Here is a 16,873-nt window from a genome sequence, read left to right on the forward strand (position 1 = left end):
GCCATCAACCCACAAGGGGTCGGCTTACGCTGAAGCGTGCCGCCGCTCCGTCTTTGCCTGCGCGGTGATTGCGGCCCTCGGTCGGACACATCGGGCGCCTGTCGCGCGGGGATGGCCCCGCCTCAACACAGGAGCCGGATCAATGTCTCAAGCCCTCGCACTCGCAAACGGCTGGAACCTCGCCACCACCCTCATGGCCTGCGTCGTCGTCTTTCATGCTGACGCTGGCAACTACGGCGTCATGCTCGCCGCCGAGTATGACGGCGATCCCGGCACCGTCATCCACGAATTCGACCCCTTCCAACCATGAAGGGGCGAAGTGCCACGCAAGCTGCACCGCAGAACGCCAACGGGAATTCTCCTCCCGCTGGCGTCTGTTTTCAGCTATACTTCTGCTCGCGCCGCGGTGGTGGTGGATGGCGCGACCGTCAAACATTCTCTCACGGGAGACCATCGCCATGATCTTCATTGGTATCATCGCCAGCATCGCCGCGATCGGCGTTCTCTGCTGCTTGATGTTCTATCTCGCGGTCTATGCGCTGCCCTTGTTCGCTGGCGTCACAGTTGGCGCATGGGCTTACGGCACAGGCGCGGGATGGCTCGGAGCTATTGCCGTTGGATTTGTCGCGGGCTTGGTCACACTCGGCGTGGGCCAACTCCTGCTCGTGTTCGTGAAACCGCTCTGGCTGAGGCTCGCGATCGCCATCGCCTTCGTCGCGCCGGCCGCAATCGCCGGCTATCACGCCACCCACGGCATCGTGAAACACACTATGCCGTCCGAGACGTGGCCGATCATCTTCTCTGTGATCGGCGCCATCGCAGTCGGCGTCACCGCATTCGTTCGCGTGACGACGTTGGCTGGGACCGCGCCTACGGGACAAGGCGGCATGGCGCGCGCTTAAGCGGGCTGCACGGCAGGGGCGGCCGAGCAAGGCTTGCATACGCCGTCCTAGTCGTTTGTTGGCGAGACGATGCCATAGAGCGCCTCTCGACTAGACGTGAGCAGCCCACATCGAAGCCCGCCGGGAACACAAGCCAATCGGCGAAGCTGCTCCTCAACTCCACAATGGTGGATCCCTGAGACGTCTTTCGTCTACGCGGCCGGGCGACGATCCCACTTTCGTCCGCCGGACGCCGATACGGAATGTTGCGCTAAACGTGCCGGTCCATTGGGGAAGGCGACGGGTCGAGCCACGTTCTCCTCGATACACCTCTGTCTGATCGAGCACTCCAAGCGGCCTCTTCGATGGGCTGATCTGGCCGAAGGCCGGCTGCGCCTCGACCGCCTATGCCGCAATGGCGCCGATCGACTTTCTTCCCCTGCCGGCTTCGCCGGCATTCCTCGCGAAACAACAAAGTCGCCTGGCTGCCATCCTCCGCTGCGCTTCGGCCTGCAAGCAGGTGCGGCGCCGATCGCCTCCGGCCAACCGATCGCCATCGAGGCCGCATGGTGCGGGCTCGAAACAGAGATCAAGGAGAACTACCATGGCGACCATCGGCACCTTCAAGAAGACCGGCAACGAGTTCAGCGGCCAAATCGTCACCCTCAGTGTCCAGGCGAAGAACGTCCGCATCGTTCCCGAGGCCAACCGCTCCGGCGAGAACGCCCCCAGCCACCGCGTCTTCGTGGGCCGCGTCGAGATCGGCGCCGCCTGGGCCAAGCGCTCCAACGAGGGCCGCGATTATCTGGGCCTCAAGCTCGACGACCCGAGCTTTACCGCCCCGATCTACGCCAACCTCTTCGACGACGAGGACGGCGAGGGCTACAGCCTGATTTGGTCTCGTCCCAACGGCCGCCGCGCCGACTAACCGCCAGCGACGCCCCGCCCGATCCTCGGGCGGGGCAGTCCTTCAAGGCCCCGCCAAGGCACGCACGCGAAACCACCTCGAGGCTGGCCCGAACGGGCTGGCCTTCCGGCTTTGCACCTTGTCGCTTTTCCGGATCGCCGGTTGGCCAACCCTACGCGTTTCCGCAGGTCCGGTTGGTCGGATCGGGACGCGAGCTGAATTGTAACGCGACTCGCGTAGAGTCATGTTTCAGTGACTTCCACCGTCTCATCGAGGAGGTCGGCGGGTTTCACGTTCAACGCTTCCGCCAAATGCCACATCGTCAACAGCGTGACATTTTGCTGGCCCCGCTCCATGCCGCTCACATAGGCGCGGTCCACACCCATTTTCACGGCGACCGCTTCCTGGCTCAGACCGGCAGCGACGCGATACCTCCTGACGTTGGCTCCAAAGATTCTGCGAATGTCCATCCGCAGGATAGGAGACAATAGTGCATTATATCGCTACGTGTTATAATACACGGCCGCGTCGGCTGAGCGTGATGCCGCCAGCGGGCTGCCGTGATGCGTGAAAAGCATCGGGAAATTTCACTTGTCGGTCTGGTGTGCCTTGGCGGAGCCGATACGATCAATTAACCAAGACAGATGGACGCGCCGATGATCACGATGGACTTCCTGGATCGTCCGCCCGAGAGCAACCGTCTCACGGCTTACGATGAAAGCCATCTCGCCGCCTACATCCGGTTGCTGGACGCCGACGCGGAAGGGGCCGATTGGCGTGAGGCGGTGCAAATCATCTTCGGATTCGACCCCGACGATGACCCCGACCGCGCTCGCGTTATTCATCAAAGCCATCTCGCCCGCGCCCGCTGGATGACCACGACGGGCTATCGCGAGCTCCTCCGTCCCCGCGTGTCCTAGAGCGGGACACTCCTCCCGGTTGTGCAAGGCATCGCGCCCCGCAGTTTTGGGGACTTCCGCCGAGCCTCGTCGGCGGCGAGGCTTAACGCGCAGGGGGCCACTCAGAGCGCGGACGAGGAGACGCGTATGGCCGAGCCGCCGGATTGGCGATTGCAGACAACCGAACGCGCGCTGAACCGCTTGGAACGGCAAGGGTTCGCGTGGGAGTTTCTGCGCCGCAATCCCGACTATCGCAGCGACTATGACCGCCTGCGCGGCACCCCGGCCAGCCGCGAGAGCGCTTCATTGCCGCATAGGAGCGCCACCCCGCAATGGGGGTTGCGCTTTCCTGCTCGATCCCGACCGCTCCGCTAGCGAGACCGCGATCTTCTGGCGGCCAGAGCTTGTCGCCAGCGTCTTGCTGATTGAACCAGCGCCGGCCGTCTTTCTCGCCGCCAAGCGACTCGACCAGCTCGACCTAACTCACGCCACACTGCACGCGCAACCCGGAGGCGAAGGTGCGATCATTTTAGCCGATCCCGACGGCGATCATCATTTGGTCGTCGGCGCCATCGACCCGGCTCAACCGCTCGCCGTTCTGCTGCCGCTCGACGACAACTTCCACATCCGCGCCGAAGCGGCATTGCGATTCCAACGCCGCCTATTTGGACGCGCCCCCGGTCCGCTACCGCGCGCGCTCACGCTCACACCGCGCCGCCGCCTGCGGCTGGTGCGCATGGTGCGTGCGCTCGATGGCCGATCCGCAGGCGCGACTTATCGCGAAATCGCCGGCGTGCTTTTCGACACGCCGCGGCAGTCCGCCACCGAATGGAAAACGTCGTCCATCCGCGCCCAGACAATCCGTTTGGTCAAGGATGCCGAGACGATGGTGCGCGGCGGCTATCTCCGCTTGCTGGCCGGCCGCTGACTCCCTGCGGTCCCCATCGAACGAGGGGCACAAGGGGGGTACGCGCACAGAGGGGTCTCACTCCGTCATCCACCCTGACGCCGGTGGTTCGCCATCGTGGTCGCCGCTTCGCCACTGCACGCCGGCGGGGCAGCCGATCCACCGGAGGCCCCAATGTCAGCAGCGCGACTCGACCCCCCGCCACGCTATCTCCGCACATCCGAGGCGGCGCGCTTCCTCGGCCTATCCGGTCGCACGCTGGAGAAGCACCGCACCTACGGCACGGGACCGGTCTATCGCAAGCTCGGCGGACGCATTGTCTATGCCCTCGACGATCTTCAGGCTTGGGCGGATCGCGGCACACGGCAGTCGACATCAGATCCGGGCCACGGTGTTGTCCACCCTGCAAAACGACAGGCGACGCCCGCCGGGGGAATGCCCGTGCGACGCGGCGGCGCGTCATGATCGTCGCGCTCCTCAATCAGAAGGGTGGCGTCGGCAAGACGACGCTCACGCTGCATGTCGCCGGCGAATGGGCGAGCAAGGGAAGGCGCGTCCTACTCATTGACGCGGACCCACAGGGCTCCGCGCTCGATTGGTCCCAGCAGCGGGCACGCGAAGGCCTGCCGCGACTCTTCGGTGTCATCGGCCTGGCGCGGGATACGCTTCACAGCGAAGCGCCGGAGCTGGCGCGAGACGCCGATCATGTGGTGATCGACGGGCCACCGCGCGTCGCCAGCCTGATGCGGTCCGCGCTGCTTGCCGCCGACCTGGTACTGATCCCCGTGCAGCCATCGCCTTTCGATGGCTGGGCGTCCGCGGAGATGCTCTCGCTGCTGGGCGAGGCGCGGATCTACCGCCCCCAGCTCGCCGCCCGCTTCGTGCTGAATCGCTGCGGAGCGCGAACCGTCATCGCGCGCGAGACGGCCGAGACGCTCGCCGATCACGATCCGCCGGTACTCACCAGCACCGTCGGCCAGCGCGTCACCTTCGCCGACGCGGCACGCTCCGGCCGCCTGGTCTCCGAGATCAACGAACGCAGCCCCGCTGCGCGCGAGATCACCGCACTCTGCACTGAGGTCGGGAGGATCGCACCATGACGGAGCGGCCCCACAAACGCGCCTTCACTGCACGTCCAGCCGATCCAGAGAGCTGGGTGAAAGCCCCCAATCCGCGGCACCCGCGCGGCGGCGACACCGCCACCTTCACCGCGCGCCTCACCATCGACGTCACGCCCGACATGCGTGGCCAGATCAAGATCGCCGCGTTTCAGCGTGGGGTCACCGTCGCCGACATGCTGCGCGAGCTACTCGCCCGCGAGTTTCCCCCAACCGATGGAGCAACGCCATGAACGGCGCAGCCGACTTGCGTCGCGCCGCGACGCCGAACGTCGCCGGCCTGACCCATGTCGAGCTGACCTGGATCGAGAAAAGGATCGAATATTGGATCCGGTTCGGACAGGAGGTCCACGAACAGATTCTCGACCGCCGCCGGCGCGTCGTCAGCTTCCCGCCCCACAGCGTTTTCGCGCTTGTCCGCTGGGCGTCCAACGACTTCGGAACGGTCCTCTCGCGCATCGACATCGTGCGCGCGGTTTCGCCGGGCGAACCCTATCAGACGTTGCCCTTCGTGCGCCCCGGCGGCGACATTCTGCTGAAGGCCGAGAGCTGGCGACACGTCGAGCGCGTCCTGCAGATCGTCGACGCGATCGAGTCCAGCGGCATCAATCCCGCCGAGGTCTCGCCGCACCATTGGCGCCACGTTCATAACCGGCTCGTCGCCGGCCAGGAACCGCGCAACTACACCGCGCAGCAGCACCGGGCCATCCTCTTGCGCCGAAGGGTCGAGCCATGACCCGCTTCGGCTACGTCATCACGACGTACTTCACCGTGATGCTGATCGGTGGCCTGTCCTTCATCCACATCACGCCCCGGCTGATCTGGAACGCGTCCGCCAGCACGCCGATCGGACTCTATTCGCTCGACCGGTCGCCACGCCTTCAAGTGACTGACCTCGTCGCCGTGGACGCCCCTGAGCCGCTCGCATCGTTCCTCGCCGAGCGTGGCTACGTGCCGCGCGGCGTCCCCCTCATGAAACGCGTCGCCGCCCTTCCCGGCCAGCAGGTCTGCCGCACCGGCGCACACGTCACCGTCGATGGCGTCGCGATGGGTGAAGCGCTGACGCGCGACCGTCTCGGCCGCCATCTGCCCGTCTGGCAGGGCTGCCGGCGCATCGCCGACGGCGAGATCTTCCTCATGAACTGGTCCGTCGAGGACAGCCTCGACGGGCGCTACTTCGGTCCGATTTCCACCCGCTCGATCATCGGCCGCGCAACGCCTGTGTGGACCGATGAAGACGGCGGCGGCCGCTTCCAATGGCGCGCCGCGACGCGGTGAACGACGCGCCTATCCGACCTCACCGCACAGCAAAGGAGTCTTCCCATGCCGCAGATCGGCGAATTCACCCGCACGAAGAACGGCTACGCCGGCCACATCCGCACGCTCTCGCTCGACGCCGAAATCGTGCTCGTCCCCGCCGAGCACACCGACGCTGAGAACGCGCCGGACTACCGTGTTCACCACGGCAGCGATGACGGCCCCGAGATCGGCGCCGGATGGAAACGCACCGGTGAGAAAGCCGGCGACTACGTCTCCCTGCAGATCGACGATCCCACCTTGGCCCAGCCAATCCGCGCCAATCTGTTCCAATCGGCCGAAGACAAATCCGCCTGGAATCTGCACTGGAACCGCCCGCCCAAGCGCGGCGAGCGGGACTGAACGATGTCCGGCCCGCGCCATCAAGCTGTCGTCGGGCGGCCAAGCGCCGTCCGACTGACATGCCTCCTTCTCCTTTCCGGCCTGCTGCTCGCCGTGCCGTTTAACGCCACAGCGAGCGCGCAGAACCCACCGGGCACGCGGACGGCGACGGCCCATCCGTTCGCCGCCTACATTGAAGAGGCCGCACGGCGCTTCCGCATCCCGGCCGCGTGGATTCGCGCCGTCATGCGCGCGGAAAGCGCCGGCGATGTGCGCGCGATCTCCTCTGCCGGGGCGATGGGCTTGATGCAGATCATGCCTGCTACCTGGGCGGAGCTGCGCGTCCGCCATGGTCTCGGGCGAAACCCATACGATCCGCGCGACAATATATTGGCTGGCGCAGCTTACTTGCGCGAGATGCATGATCGCTACGGTTCGCCGGGGTTTCTTGCAGCCTACAATGCGGGGCCAGGGCGCTACGAAGAATATCTCGCGGGCCGCCCGTTGCCGGCCGAGACCCGCGCCTATGTGGCCGCATTGATCCCTTCCTTCGGCGGCGGTGACCTGCCGGGTGCAACCACCGTCGCCGCGGCTGATCCTCGCGCCTGGACTCGCGCGCCGCTGTTCATCACGCGCGCCAACAACGTGACCAGCGTCGATCCAGCGCAGGCGGAAAGCACTCCGGACGACGCTCTGGCAGCAACTCGGGCGCGCGAGACTTCCGCGATCGTCCCGCAATCCTCGGGCCTGTTCGTGGCGCGCTCGGATGGCGGAGGCCCGCGATGACGGCGCTTCGTTCGGATCGCGGTCTGGCGGGCTCCAGCGCATCATGGAGTGCGTGGAGGGGGAAGCAGGACAACACAACCGCACGATGGCAGGATAAAGGGGCGCGATGTGCGCCTCGGTTCGGTTGTGCTTTTTCAATGGCTTACGCTGCGAATTCGCGAGGTGCGCCTGTTCGGCGCAGCCTGCGGCTCCGGCGATTTCATAAGCAAATCAGCGCTATCGCGCGATGTGCGGTCTTGCCGCCATGAGCGACGACAACGATTTCCGCGTCCGGCCAGGCCGCATCCGATCGACCAGCGCGCAGCGCGCGAGGCCGTTCATCGCCCAAGCCTTGGCCGCCGCCCAGCGCGCCGGCGGCTCGGTCTCCCGCAAGGGGACGATCGGCCCGAACCACCGCTCCCGGTTCGGCCGGGGCCAGCGCGCATCAGTGCAGGCCAATCGGTTCATCACGTCCCGCTCGCGCGGCGCCGTCGTCAAGGCGCGTGTCGTCCGTCACGGCGGACGGAGCGCGCCGCTCGCGACCCACCTGAACTATCTGGGCCGCGAGGGCGTCACCCGGGACGGAGAGAAGGCCCGGCTGTTCGGGCCTGGCGCCGATGACGCTGATCCGAAGGCGTTCGCGGAACGGTGCGAGGATGACCGGCATCATTTCCGGTTCATCGTCTCGCCGGACGACGCCGTGGAGATGTCAGACCTCAAGACCTTCGCCCGCGATTTGGTCGGCCAGATGGAGAAGGACCTCGGCACCAAGCTCGAATGGGTCGCCGTCGATCACTGGAATACCGAACATCCGCACGTCCATTTAATTGTGCGTGGCGTGCGCGAGGATGGCGAAAACCTCGTCATCTCCCGCGACTATATCAAGGAAGGCATGCGTGATCGGGCGCGGGATCTGATCACGCAGGAATTGGGGCCGCGCACGGATCACGAGATCCGTCGCACCCTGGAACGTCAGATCGACACCGAGCGCTGGACCAACCTCGATCGGCAGCTCGCACGCGACGGCTATCGCACCGGCGTCATCGACCTCGCGCCACATCCCAACCGCCAGCCCGACGAATTTCATGCGCTCAAGGTCGGGCGCCTTCGCAAACTGGAATCGCTCGGGCTTGCCGACCAGGTCGGCCCCGGCCAGTGGACTGTTTCCGAAAATGCCGAGACGACGCTGCGCGAGCTCGGCGAACGCGGCGACATCATCAAGCGCATCCATCGCGGCCTTTCAGAACACAGCATCGAACGCGGCGCGTCCAACTATGTGCTCGCCGGGGAAAGTCTGGACGATCCTGTGGTCGGCCGGCTGGTCGCCCGCGGTCTCGACGATGAGCTGAAGGGTACAGCCTATGCCGTGGTCGACGGCATGGACGGCCGCACCCATCACATCAAGCTGCCCGATCTCGACGCCGCCGGCGATAGCGCGCCCGGCTCAATCGTCGAGCTGCGCAGGTTCGACGACGCGAAGGGGCAGCGTCGCGTCGCGATGGCGGTCCGATCAGACCTCACCATCGAGCAGCAGATCACCGCGACCGGCGCCACCTGGCTTGATCGACAGGCGATCGCCCGCGAGCCGGTTGCGCTCGGTGGCGGGGGCTTCGGCGCGGAGGTGCGCGACGCCCTGGACCGGCGCGCCGAACACCTGATTGGGCGAGGTCTGGCCGAACGTCAGAACCGCGGCGTCAGCTTCAGCCGCAACCTGATCGAGACGCTCCGCCGGCGCGAGCTGGACGCCGTGGGCGCCAAGATCGCGGCAGAGAGCGGCCGCCCATTCAACAAGCCCGCGGCGGGGGAATACGTCGCTGGCGCCTACCAGCGGCGCATCGCGCTCGCCTCCGGCCGCTTCGCGATGATCGATGACGGCCTCGGCTTCCAGCTCGTGCCCTGGTCGCCCTCACTCGAAAAGAAACTCGGCCGGCATGTCTCCGGTCTCGCGCGCAGCGATGGCGGCATCGACTGGAGCTTCGGCCGAAAGCGGGGGCTCGGCCTGTGATCACCGCTCCTTATTAAGAAAGGACTCCGCCATGTCGGCCACCAAGATTCTGTGGGGGCAGATTCTCGTCGTTTCCCTGATCGTCCTCGCGACGACCTGGACCGCGACGCAGTGGACGGCGTGGCAACTCGGCTTCCAGCCGCAGCTCGGCAGGCCATGGTTCGAGCTGTTCGGCTGGCCGGTCTATTATCCGCCGGCCTTCTTCTGGTGGTGGTACTTCTACGACGCCTATGCGCCTTCGGTCTTCGTTGGGGGGGCCTACATCGCTGCGTCAGGCGGCTTCATTGCCATCGCGGTCGCCATCGGCATGTCGGTCTGGCGCGGGCGCGAAGCCAAGAATGTCGAGACCTACGGCTCGGCGCGGTGGGCGCGAGCCGACGAGGTGCGGGCTGCCGGCCTGCTTGGGCCCGATGGCGCGGTGCTCGGCAGGTTCGAAGGCGCCTATCTGCGCCATGACGGCCCTGAGCATGTGCTCTGTTTCGCGCCGACGCGCTCCGGCAAGGGCGTCGGCCTCGTCGTGCCATCGCTGCTGACCTGGCCTGGCTCCGCTATCGTTCACGACATCAAAGGCGAGAACTGGCAGCTCACCGCCGGCTTCCGCGCCCGACACGGCCGGGTGCTGCTGTTCGACCCGACCAACGCCAACTCATCCGCCTACAACCCGCTGCTCGAAGTCCGTCGTGGCGAATGGGAAGTGCGCGACGTTCAAAACATCGCCGACATCCTGGTCGATCCGGAAGGGAGTTTGGAACGCCGCAATCATTGGGAGAAGACGTCCCACGCGCTGCTGGTCGGCGCCATCCTACACGTTCTATACGCCGAGACCGACAAGACGCTCGCCGGCGTCGCCGCGTTCCTATCCGATCCGAAGCGGCCGATCGAGTCGACGCTCGCGGCCATGATGAAGACCGCACATCTCGGCGAAGCGGGTCCACATCCCGTCATCGCCTCGGCCGCGCGCGAGCTGCTGAACAAATCCGACAACGAGCGGTCGGGCGTCTTGTCGACCGCGATGTCGTTTCTCGGCCTCTATCGCGATCCGGTTGTGGCCGAAGTAACTCGCCGCTGCGATTGGCGCATCACCGACATTGTCGGCGGGACGCGACCATCGACCCTGTATCTCGTTGTTCCCCCATCCGACATCGCGCGCACCAAGCCGTTGATCCGCCTGATCCTCAATCAGATCGGACGCCGATTGACGGAGGATCTCAACGCCAAAGGCAGGCGGCATCGGCTGCTGCTCATGCTCGACGAGTTTCCCGCGCTCGGGCGCCTCGACTTCTTCGAGAGTGCCTTGGCGTTCATGGCGGGCTATGGGCTGAAGAGCTTCCTCATCGCACAATCGCTGAACCAGATCGAGAAAGCCTATGGCCCGAACAACTCGATCCTCGACAACTGCCATGTCCGCGTCAGCTTCGCGACCAATGACGAGCGGACGGCCAAGCGCGTGTCGGATGCGCTTGGCACCGCGACCGAGATGCGGGCAATGCGGAACTATGCCGGGCACAGGCTGAGCCCATGGCTCGGCCATCTGATGGTGTCGCGATCGGAGACCGCGCGCCCGCTGCTGACGCCGGGCGAGGTGATGCAGCTCCCACCCGCCGACGAGATCGTCATGGTTTCCGGAACGCCGCCGATCCGCGCGAAGAAGGCGCGCTACTTCGAGGATCGTCGGTTTCAGGAACGCATCCTGCCACCGCCGGCGCTGGCAAAGACAGCGGCGGCAAAGTCGGACGACTGGAGCAAGATGCCGCTGCCGCCGCGGCCGGAGATCGAGGGCGCCGCCGCAAAGGATGGCCAGGGCGACGACGAGGATCCGACCGGCTCGGAACGCCGCCACCAGCCCGAGCTGAACAAGGCCGGGACCGTCGAGAAGAAGGCGCCGATCAACAACGAGTTCGACCTCGATGGTCCCGACGACGCCGATGACGACGCCGCGCGCGCACGCCGGCTGAACCAGGTGATGCAGGGCATCGCGCGGCAGGTCTCGCTCGATCCCAACGATGGGATGGACCTCTGAGCGTGGCGATCATGAAGATTCCGAAGAAGCAGCGCCTCTCGGTCTATCTCGATCCGGACATCATGAAGGCGCTCACCGCTTATGCCGCGCGTCGCGATCAATCGCGATCCCTGGTCGCGGAAGCGGCGATCGCATCCTTCCTGTCACCCGACACCGCCGAGCGCCAGGAAGCCGCGACCACCAAGCGATTGGACCAGCTCGACCGGCGCATGACACGCATGGAACGCGACCTCGGCATTTCCGTGGAAATGCTCGCGGTGTTCGTCCGCCACTGGCTCACCACCAACCCGCCGTTGCCGGAGCCAGCCCAGGCGGCCGCACGCGCACAGGCGGGCGAGCGGTACGACGCCTTCGTCGCCGCGCTCGGCCGGCGACTCGCGAAGGGACCGAAGGTGCGTGAGGAGATTTCCGAAGACGTCACGGGCATCGCGGGCGCGGAATAACCATCGCGTAACGTGTCGCAAGCGTCCGGCAGTTCCGCCCTGTCCCTGTCTTTGTACGCCAGAGCACTACGACCCCGTTCTGCTTGTTGTCATGCCCTGATTTCTGCCTCTTCTACTGATCCCCGATCCAGGGCCGCGTGTTCGCGGTCCCGCACAGAACGGGGACGACATGGCGGTTTCTCACCAGCAATCAGAGGCGACCCTGCGAGGCGCGCGCATGTTGCGCACAGCCCTCGGCCCCGCCATCGCCGGATTCCTGGAAGACCCGTCGATCGTCGAGGTGATGCTCAATCCCGACGGGCGGCTCTGGATCGACCGCCTGTCCGAGGGGCTCTCCGACACCGGAGAACGGCTCTCGCCCGCCGACGGCGAACGCATTGTTCGCCTCGTCGCGCATCACGTCGGCGCCGAGGTTCATTCCGGTTCGCCGCGGGTTTCGGCCGAACTGCCCGAGACGGGGGAGCGGTTCGAAGGGCTTCTGCCGCCCGTCGTCGCCGCGCCGGCGTTCGCGATCCGCAAACCTGCCGTCGCCGTCTTCACGCTCGCTGACTACGTCGCCGCCGAGATCATGTCGGCCGAACAGGCTGAGATCCTCTGCCGCGCCGTCGTGGACCGCCGCAACATCTTGGTCGCCGGCGGCACCTCAACCGGCAAGACGACACTCACCAACGCCTTGCTCGCCGAAGTGTCGAAGACCTTCGACCGCGTCGTTCTGATCGAGGACACGCGCGAGCTGCAATGCGCCGCGCCCAACCTGGTCGCCATGCGGACGAAGGATGGCGTCGCATCGCTCTCCGATCTCGTCCGCTCCTCGCTTCGCTTGCGCCCCGATCGCATTCCGATCGGAGAGGTGCGCGGCGCCGAGGCGCTGGATTTGCTCAAGGCCTGGGGGACGGGCCACCCGGGCGGCATCGGCACCATCCACGCCGGCACCGCGATCGGCGCGCTGCGCCGCCTCGAGCAGCTCATTCAGGAAGCCGTCATCACGGTCCCGCGCGCGCTGATCGCCGAGACCATCGATCTCGTCGCGGTGCTCAGCGGCCGCGGCTCGACCCGCCGCCTCGCCGAACTCGCCCGCGTCGAAGGCCTTCAGCCGGACGGCGACTACCGCGTCATCCCCGCAACCCAGCCCGTCTCAGGAGACCCCGCATGATCCGCCATGCCCTGCGCGCTCGCCGTCATATCGCAACCGCCATGTCCGCGGCGGTGGTCAGCATGATGCTGGCCCCTGCAGCCCATGCTTCCGGCTCATCGATGCCGTGGGAAGCGCCGCTGCAATCGATCCTCGAATCCATCGAGGGTCCGGTCGCCAAGATCATCGCCGTGATGATCATCATCATCACCGGCCTGACACTGGCCTTCGGCGACACGTCGGGCGGCGCCCGAAAGTTGATTCAGATCGTGTTCGGCCTCTCGATCGCCTTCGCCGCGTCGAGCTTCTTCCTGTCGTTCTTCTCGTTCGGCGGCGGAGCGCTCGTCTGATGGCGAGCTTGATCGACAGCGCCAGCGAAGTGCCGGGCTACGCCGTCCCGGTCCATCGGGCGCTCACCGAACACATCCTGCTCGGCGGCGCGCCGCGCTCGATCGCCATCCTCAACGGCACGCTGGCAGCGGCCCTCGGCCTGGGCCTGCGCCTCTGGCTGGTCGGTCTCGGGCTCTGGGCGATCGGCCATTTCGCCGCCGTATGGGCGGCAAAACGCGATCCGCAATTCGTCGACGTGGTGCGCCGCCACCTGCGCATCCCCGGCCATCTGAGCGCGTGAGGCCACTCCGATGATGAACCTCGCCGAATATCGCCGGACCTCAACCCGCCTTGCGGATTTCCTGCCCTGGGCCGCGCTCGCGGGCGAGGGCATCGTCCTCAACAAGGACGGCAGCTTCCAGCGCACCGCTCGCTTTCGCGGTCCCGACCTCGACTCCGCAGTGCCGGCCGAACTCGTCGCCGTCGCCGGCCGTCTCAACAACGCCTTCCGCCGCCTCGGCTCGGGATGGGCGATCTTCGTCGAGGCGCAGCGGCATGGCGCAGGAGCTTATCCGGCGAGCCGCTTTCCCGAGGCCGCGTCGGCCTTGGTCGACGCCGAACGCAAGGCCGATTTCGAGGAAGACGCCTCGCATTTCGAGTCCAGCTACTTCCTCACTTTCGTCCACCTGCCGCCGGCCGAGGACGCCGCCCGCGCCGAGAGCTGGCTCTATGAAGGCAAGGCCGACAACGGCCTTGACCCTCATGAGGCGTTGCGCGGCTTCGCCGATCGCACCGACCGCGTGCTTCAGCTCATCGAGAACTTCATGCCGGAATGCGCATGGCTCGATGACGGCGAAACGCTGACCTATCTGCATTCGACCGTCTCGACCAAACGCCATCGCGTGCGCGTGCCCGAGACGCCGATGTATCTCGATGCGCTGCTGGCCGATCAGCCGCTCACCGGCGGACTGGAGCCGCGCCTGGGCGACTCGCATCTCCGCATCCTCACCATTGTCGGTTTTCCGACCGCGACCACGCCCGGGCTGCTCGACGACTTGAACCGGCTCGCCTTTCCGTATCGCTGGTCGACGCGCGCCGTCCTTCTCGACAAGACCGACGCCACCAAGCTGCTCACCAAGATCCGGCGGCAGTGGTTCGCCAAGCGCAAGAGCATCATGGCGATCCTGAAAGAGGTGATGACCAACGAGGCTTCGGTGCTCGTCGACACCGATGCGGCGAACAAGGCGGCCGATGCCGACCTCGCTCTGCAGGAACTCGGCGCGGACTATGCCGGTCAGGCCTATGTCACCGCGACGGTCGCCGTCTGGGACGCCGATCCACGCATCGCAGCCGAGAAGCTGCGCCTGGTGGAGAAGATCGTTCAGGGCCGCGACTTCACCGCGATGACGGAGACGATCAACGCCGTCGACGCCTGGCTTGGGTCGCTGCCAGGCCATGTCTACGCCAACGTCCGGCAACCGCCGATCTCGACGCTCAATCTCGCCCACATGATTCCGCTGTCGGCGGTGTGGGCGGGGCCGGAACGGGACGAGCATTTCGGGCAACCCCCCTTGCTTTATGGCAGGACCGAAGGCTCGACCCCGTTCCGGTTTTCCCTTCATGTCGGCGATGTCGGTCACACGCTCGTCGTTGGGCCGACCGGCGCCGGCAAGTCTGTGCTGCTGGCGCTGATGGCGCTTCAGTTCCGGCGCTATTCGGGCTCGCAGGTCTTCGCCTTCGATTTCGGCGGCTCGATCCGCGCCGCGGCGCTCGCCATGGGCGGCGATTGGCACGATCTCGGCGGCGGGCTGACCGAGGGCGCGGCCGACAGCGTGTCGCTGCAACCGCTCGCCGGCATCCACCACGTGCCGGAACGCGCGTGGGCGGCGGATTGGATCGTCGCGATCCTGCAGCGCGAGGGCGTGACGATCGCGCCGGAGGTGAAGGAATATATCTGGACGGCGCTGACCTCGCTCGCGAGCGCGCCTGTTAGCGAACGCACCATCACCGGGCTTGCAGTCCTCCTTCAATCGAACGACCTCAAACAGGCGCTACGACCCTATTGCGTCGGAGGCGCCTATGGTCGCCTGCTCGACGCCGAGAACGAGCATCTTGGCGAAGCCTCTGTGCAGGCGTTCGAGACCGAGGGCCTGATCGGCACGGGCGCGGCGCCGGCCGTGCTCGCCTACCTGTTCCATCGCATCGAGGATCGCCTGGATGGCAGCCCCACGCTGCTCATCGTCGACGAAGGCTGGCTGGCGCTCGACGACGAGGATTTCGCTGGTCAGCTCCGCGAATGGCTGAAGACGCTGCGCAAGAAGAACGCCTCCGTCGTCTTCGCCACCCAGTCGCTTTCCGACATCGACAGTTCGGCGATTGCGCCCGCCATCATCGAGAGCTGCCAGACCAGGCTCCTATTGCCGAACGAGCGCGCGATCGAACCGCAGATCACCGCGATCTACCGGCGCTTCGGCCTCAACGACCGCCAGATCGAGATCCTCGCCCGCGCGATGCCCAAGCGCGACTATTACTGCCAGTCCCGCCGCGGCAACCGGCTGTTCGAGCTCGGCCTGTCCGACGTTGCGTTGGCACTGTGCGCCGCCTCGTCGAAGACCGACCAGGCCGCCCTCGAGCGCACCATCGCCGAGCATGGCCGCGAGGGCTTCCTGCCGGCCTGGCTGCGGCTGCGCGGCGTCGCCTGGGCGTCCGACCTCATTCCCGACCTCAACAACCTGGAGACTCAGCCATGATCTTCCGTCGCTCACGCGCGGCGCTTCTTGCCGCGTCGATCCTTTCCATTCCCGTGGCGATGTCGCCCGTGATGGTCCAGCCGGCATCCGCGCAATGGGTCGTCTACGACCCAACGAACTACGTGCAGAATGTTCTCTCCGCCGCCCGCGCCCTGGAGCAGATCAACAATCAGATCACCTCGCTTCAAAACGAAGCGACGATGCTGATCAACCAGGCGCGCAATCTCGCAAGCCTGCCTTACTCCTCGCTTCAGCGGTTGCAGCAGTCCGTGCAGCGGACGCAGCAGCTTCTCGGCCAGGCGCAGCGCATCGCCTACGACGTCCAGCAGATCGACCAGGCCTTTACTTCCACCTACGGCAATGCGTCGATGTCTGCCTCCGACCAGCAGCTCGTCTCGCAGGCGCGCGAGCGCTGGCAGAACACCGTCGGCGGCTTGCAGGACGCCATGCGCGTGCAGGCCGGTGTCGTCGGCAACATCGACACCAACCGCGCCGAGATGTCGGCGCTCATTGGTCAGAGTCAGGGCGCTACCGGCGCCTTGCAGGCGGCGCAGGCCGGCAATCAGCTCCTCGCGCTCCAGGCCCAGCAGCTCGCCGATCTCACGGCTGTCGTCGCTGCGAACGGCCGGGCTCAGGCACTGACCGAAGCGGAACGCGCGGCGGCAGCCGAGCAGGGTCGCGAGCAGCGCCGCCGCTTCCTGACCCCCGGCAGCGGCTATCAGCCCGGCAACGCCCGCATGTTCCCGAATGGCAACTAAGGCCCCGCAAGAGGATCGTGTCATGGACGGCAAGCTCTTGGCGCGCCTTGGCGCCGTCGTCTTCGTCGCCGTCGCCATCACGGCGACGGCGATCGAGATGTCCCGGAAAGAGGAAGAGCCGGCCGGCCAAGCGTTGCGGCCAGTTGAAGTCACGCCGGCCGATCCGCTGCGCCAGGCGCAGCGGCGGTGCCAACTGCTCGGCGAGGCCGCCGCGCGCGATGCCGAATGCCTGCGCACCTGGGCCGCAACCCGCGACCGCTTCCTCGGCGTTGCGCCGGCGCCAGCGCCGACGTCGCCGCAGCATGACGACGGGCGGTGAT

General features: G+C 66.4%; 23 protein-coding genes. 22 read left to right on the top strand and 1 reads right to left on the bottom strand.

Annotation, left to right across the window (positions count from 1 at the left end; all coding sequences use genetic code 11):
• Positions 1-142: 142 nt before the first annotated feature.
• The 3 genes from FZF13_RS28870 to FZF13_RS07535 all read left to right on the top strand — a co-directional run bounded on the left by FZF13_RS28870 (position 143) and on the right by FZF13_RS07535 (position 1,809).
• Positions 143-310, top strand: coding sequence for a hypothetical protein (locus FZF13_RS28870; RefSeq protein ID WP_167523850.1), 168 nt, complete (start codon positions 143-145; stop codon positions 308-310).
• A gap of 148 nt (positions 311-458) precedes the next feature.
• Positions 459-902 (top strand): hypothetical protein, encoded by a 444-nt coding sequence (locus FZF13_RS07525; RefSeq protein WP_047558427.1) that lies wholly within the window; start codon positions 459-461, stop codon positions 900-902.
• Between the two features lie 583 nt (positions 903-1,485).
• Positions 1,486-1,809, top strand: a complete 324-nt coding sequence (locus FZF13_RS07535; protein WP_047558430.1) for a DUF736 domain-containing protein — start codon at positions 1,486-1,488, stop codon at positions 1,807-1,809.
• Positions 1,810-2,030: 221 nt separating this feature from the next.
• On the opposite strand, the gene FZF13_RS07540 is transcribed toward FZF13_RS07535, so the two are convergent.
• Entirely contained in the window at positions 2,031-2,180 is a 150-nt protein-coding gene (locus FZF13_RS07540) for a helix-turn-helix domain-containing protein (RefSeq protein WP_246192442.1), read from the bottom strand.
• Positions 2,181-2,444: 264 nt separating this feature from the next.
• Here FZF13_RS07540 and FZF13_RS07545 point away from each other — a divergent pair, with 264 nt between their 5' ends.
• The 19 genes from FZF13_RS07545 (at position 2,445) to trbK-alt (ending at position 16,872) form a co-directional block, all read left to right on the top strand.
• On the top strand, positions 2,445-2,708 hold the full coding sequence (locus tag FZF13_RS07545) for a DNA -binding domain-containing protein (protein WP_047558812.1): 264 nt from the start codon (positions 2,445-2,447) through the stop codon (positions 2,706-2,708).
• 126 nt (positions 2,709-2,834) lie between these two features.
• Positions 2,835-3,062, top strand: coding sequence for a transcriptional regulator domain-containing protein (locus tag FZF13_RS28880; RefSeq protein ID WP_167523840.1), 228 nt, complete (start codon positions 2,835-2,837; stop codon positions 3,060-3,062).
• A 43-nt stretch (positions 3,063-3,105) separates the two neighbouring features.
• Positions 3,106-3,615, top strand: a complete 510-nt coding sequence (locus FZF13_RS07550; protein ID WP_052224903.1) for a DUF2285 domain-containing protein — start codon at positions 3,106-3,108, stop codon at positions 3,613-3,615.
• A gap of 153 nt (positions 3,616-3,768) precedes the next feature.
• Entirely contained in the window at positions 3,769-4,059 is a 291-nt protein-coding gene (locus tag FZF13_RS07555; RefSeq protein ID WP_082004870.1) for a helix-turn-helix transcriptional regulator, read from the top strand.
• Positions 4,056-4,694, top strand: a complete 639-nt coding sequence (gene parA / locus FZF13_RS07560) for a ParA family partition ATPase (RefSeq protein ID WP_150978932.1) — start codon at positions 4,056-4,058, stop codon at positions 4,692-4,694. The genes FZF13_RS07555 and parA overlap by 4 nt, the downstream gene beginning before the upstream one ends.
• Positions 4,691-4,945: a hypothetical protein gene (locus FZF13_RS07565; protein WP_047558438.1), complete on the top strand. Its 255-nt coding sequence runs from the start codon at positions 4,691-4,693 to the stop codon at positions 4,943-4,945. Before parA ends, FZF13_RS07565 begins: the two co-directional genes overlap by 4 nt.
• Positions 4,942-5,448, top strand: coding sequence for a DUF2840 domain-containing protein (locus FZF13_RS07570; RefSeq protein WP_047558441.1), 507 nt, complete (start codon positions 4,942-4,944; stop codon positions 5,446-5,448). The genes FZF13_RS07565 and FZF13_RS07570 overlap by 4 nt, the downstream gene beginning before the upstream one ends.
• Positions 5,445-5,990, top strand: a complete 546-nt coding sequence (locus tag FZF13_RS07575) for a S26 family signal peptidase (protein WP_047558444.1) — start codon at positions 5,445-5,447, stop codon at positions 5,988-5,990. Before FZF13_RS07570 ends, FZF13_RS07575 begins: the two co-directional genes overlap by 4 nt.
• 45 nt (positions 5,991-6,035) lie before the next feature.
• The gene (locus FZF13_RS07580) at positions 6,036-6,371 is read left to right on the top strand and encodes a DUF736 domain-containing protein (protein WP_047558448.1); all 336 of its coding nucleotides are present in this window, start codon (positions 6,036-6,038) and stop codon (positions 6,369-6,371) included.
• Between the two features lie 3 nt (positions 6,372-6,374).
• Positions 6,375-7,136: a lytic transglycosylase domain-containing protein gene (locus tag FZF13_RS07585; RefSeq protein ID WP_047558450.1), complete on the top strand. Its 762-nt coding sequence runs from the start codon at positions 6,375-6,377 to the stop codon at positions 7,134-7,136.
• 244 nt (positions 7,137-7,380) lie between these two features.
• Complete coding sequence (locus FZF13_RS07590) at positions 7,381-9,120, top strand: relaxase/mobilization nuclease domain-containing protein (protein ID WP_150978933.1); 1,740 nt, start codon at positions 7,381-7,383, stop codon at positions 9,118-9,120.
• Positions 9,121-9,151: 31 nt separating this feature from the next.
• Positions 9,152-11,140 carry a conjugal transfer protein TraG gene (locus tag FZF13_RS07595; protein ID WP_150978963.1) on the top strand — a complete coding sequence of 663 codons (1,989 nt, stop codon included), beginning with the start codon at positions 9,152-9,154 and terminating at the stop codon, positions 11,138-11,140.
• Positions 11,141-11,148: 8 nt separating this feature from the next.
• Positions 11,149-11,583 (top strand): ribbon-helix-helix protein, CopG family, encoded by a 435-nt coding sequence (locus tag FZF13_RS07600; RefSeq protein WP_047558828.1) that lies wholly within the window; start codon positions 11,149-11,151, stop codon positions 11,581-11,583.
• Between the two features lie 169 nt (positions 11,584-11,752).
• Positions 11,753-12,736 carry a P-type conjugative transfer ATPase TrbB gene (gene trbB / locus FZF13_RS07605; RefSeq protein ID WP_150978934.1) on the top strand — a complete coding sequence of 328 codons (984 nt, stop codon included), beginning with the start codon at positions 11,753-11,755 and terminating at the stop codon, positions 12,734-12,736.
• A complete protein-coding gene (locus FZF13_RS07610; protein WP_150978935.1) occupies positions 12,733-13,065 on the top strand; it encodes a TrbC/VirB2 family type IV secretion system protein in 333 nt (110 codons plus the stop codon). The genes trbB and FZF13_RS07610 overlap by 4 nt, the downstream gene beginning before the upstream one ends.
• Entirely contained in the window at positions 13,065-13,346 is a 282-nt protein-coding gene (locus tag FZF13_RS07615) for a VirB3 family type IV secretion system protein (RefSeq protein WP_150978936.1), read from the top strand. The genes FZF13_RS07610 and FZF13_RS07615 overlap by 1 nt, the downstream gene beginning before the upstream one ends.
• A 10-nt stretch (positions 13,347-13,356) precedes the next feature.
• A complete protein-coding gene (trbE, locus tag FZF13_RS07620) occupies positions 13,357-15,795 on the top strand; it encodes a conjugal transfer protein TrbE (protein WP_150978937.1) in 2,439 nt (812 codons plus the stop codon).
• Positions 15,792-16,553, top strand: coding sequence for a P-type conjugative transfer protein TrbJ (gene trbJ, locus FZF13_RS07625; protein WP_047558464.1), 762 nt, complete (start codon positions 15,792-15,794; stop codon positions 16,551-16,553). The genes trbE and trbJ overlap by 4 nt, the downstream gene beginning before the upstream one ends.
• Before the next feature lie 22 nt (positions 16,554-16,575).
• Positions 16,576-16,872, top strand: coding sequence for a putative entry exclusion protein TrbK-alt (gene trbK-alt / locus FZF13_RS07630; RefSeq protein WP_047558467.1), 297 nt, complete (start codon positions 16,576-16,578; stop codon positions 16,870-16,872).
• Position 16,873 lies beyond the last annotated feature (1 nt).

Origin of the sequence: Mesorhizobium terrae (genome assembly GCF_008727715.1) — a bacterium.
In the GTDB taxonomy this organism is placed as follows: Bacteria; Pseudomonadota; Alphaproteobacteria; order Rhizobiales; family Rhizobiaceae; genus Mesorhizobium; species Mesorhizobium terrae.

Bases quoted from the DNA above. Each gene is read 5' to 3' on its own strand.
- FZF13_RS28870 (WP_167523850.1), top strand. From the start codon at position 143: ATGTCTCAAGCCCTCGCACTCGCAAACGGCTGGAACCTCGCCACCACC.
- FZF13_RS07525 (WP_047558427.1), top strand. From the start codon at position 459: ATGATCTTCATTGGTATCATCGCCAGCATCGCCGCGATCGGCGTTCTC.
- FZF13_RS07535 (WP_047558430.1), top strand. From the start codon at position 1,486: ATGGCGACCATCGGCACCTTCAAGAAGACCGGCAACGAGTTCAGCGGC.
- FZF13_RS07545 (WP_047558812.1), top strand. From the start codon at position 2,445: ATGATCACGATGGACTTCCTGGATCGTCCGCCCGAGAGCAACCGTCTC.
- FZF13_RS28880 (WP_167523840.1), top strand. From the start codon at position 2,835: ATGGCCGAGCCGCCGGATTGGCGATTGCAGACAACCGAACGCGCGCTG.
- FZF13_RS07555 (WP_082004870.1), top strand. From the start codon at position 3,769: ATGTCAGCAGCGCGACTCGACCCCCCGCCACGCTATCTCCGCACATCC.
- parA (WP_150978932.1), top strand. From the start codon at position 4,056: ATGATCGTCGCGCTCCTCAATCAGAAGGGTGGCGTCGGCAAGACGACG.
- FZF13_RS07565 (WP_047558438.1), top strand. From the start codon at position 4,691: ATGACGGAGCGGCCCCACAAACGCGCCTTCACTGCACGTCCAGCCGAT.
- FZF13_RS07570 (WP_047558441.1), top strand. From the start codon at position 4,942: ATGAACGGCGCAGCCGACTTGCGTCGCGCCGCGACGCCGAACGTCGCC.
- FZF13_RS07575 (WP_047558444.1), top strand. From the start codon at position 5,445: ATGACCCGCTTCGGCTACGTCATCACGACGTACTTCACCGTGATGCTG.
- FZF13_RS07580 (WP_047558448.1), top strand. From the start codon at position 6,036: ATGCCGCAGATCGGCGAATTCACCCGCACGAAGAACGGCTACGCCGGC.
- FZF13_RS07585 (WP_047558450.1), top strand. From the start codon at position 6,375: ATGTCCGGCCCGCGCCATCAAGCTGTCGTCGGGCGGCCAAGCGCCGTC.
- FZF13_RS07590 (WP_150978933.1), top strand. From the start codon at position 7,381: ATGAGCGACGACAACGATTTCCGCGTCCGGCCAGGCCGCATCCGATCG.
- FZF13_RS07595 (WP_150978963.1), top strand. From the start codon at position 9,152: ATGTCGGCCACCAAGATTCTGTGGGGGCAGATTCTCGTCGTTTCCCTG.
- trbB (WP_150978934.1), top strand. From the start codon at position 11,753: ATGGCGGTTTCTCACCAGCAATCAGAGGCGACCCTGCGAGGCGCGCGC.
- FZF13_RS07610 (WP_150978935.1), top strand. From the start codon at position 12,733: ATGATCCGCCATGCCCTGCGCGCTCGCCGTCATATCGCAACCGCCATG.
- FZF13_RS07615 (WP_150978936.1), top strand. From the start codon at position 13,065: ATGGCGAGCTTGATCGACAGCGCCAGCGAAGTGCCGGGCTACGCCGTC.
- trbE (WP_150978937.1), top strand. From the start codon at position 13,357: ATGATGAACCTCGCCGAATATCGCCGGACCTCAACCCGCCTTGCGGAT.
- trbJ (WP_047558464.1), top strand. From the start codon at position 15,792: ATGATCTTCCGTCGCTCACGCGCGGCGCTTCTTGCCGCGTCGATCCTT.
- trbK-alt (WP_047558467.1), top strand. From the start codon at position 16,576: ATGGACGGCAAGCTCTTGGCGCGCCTTGGCGCCGTCGTCTTCGTCGCC.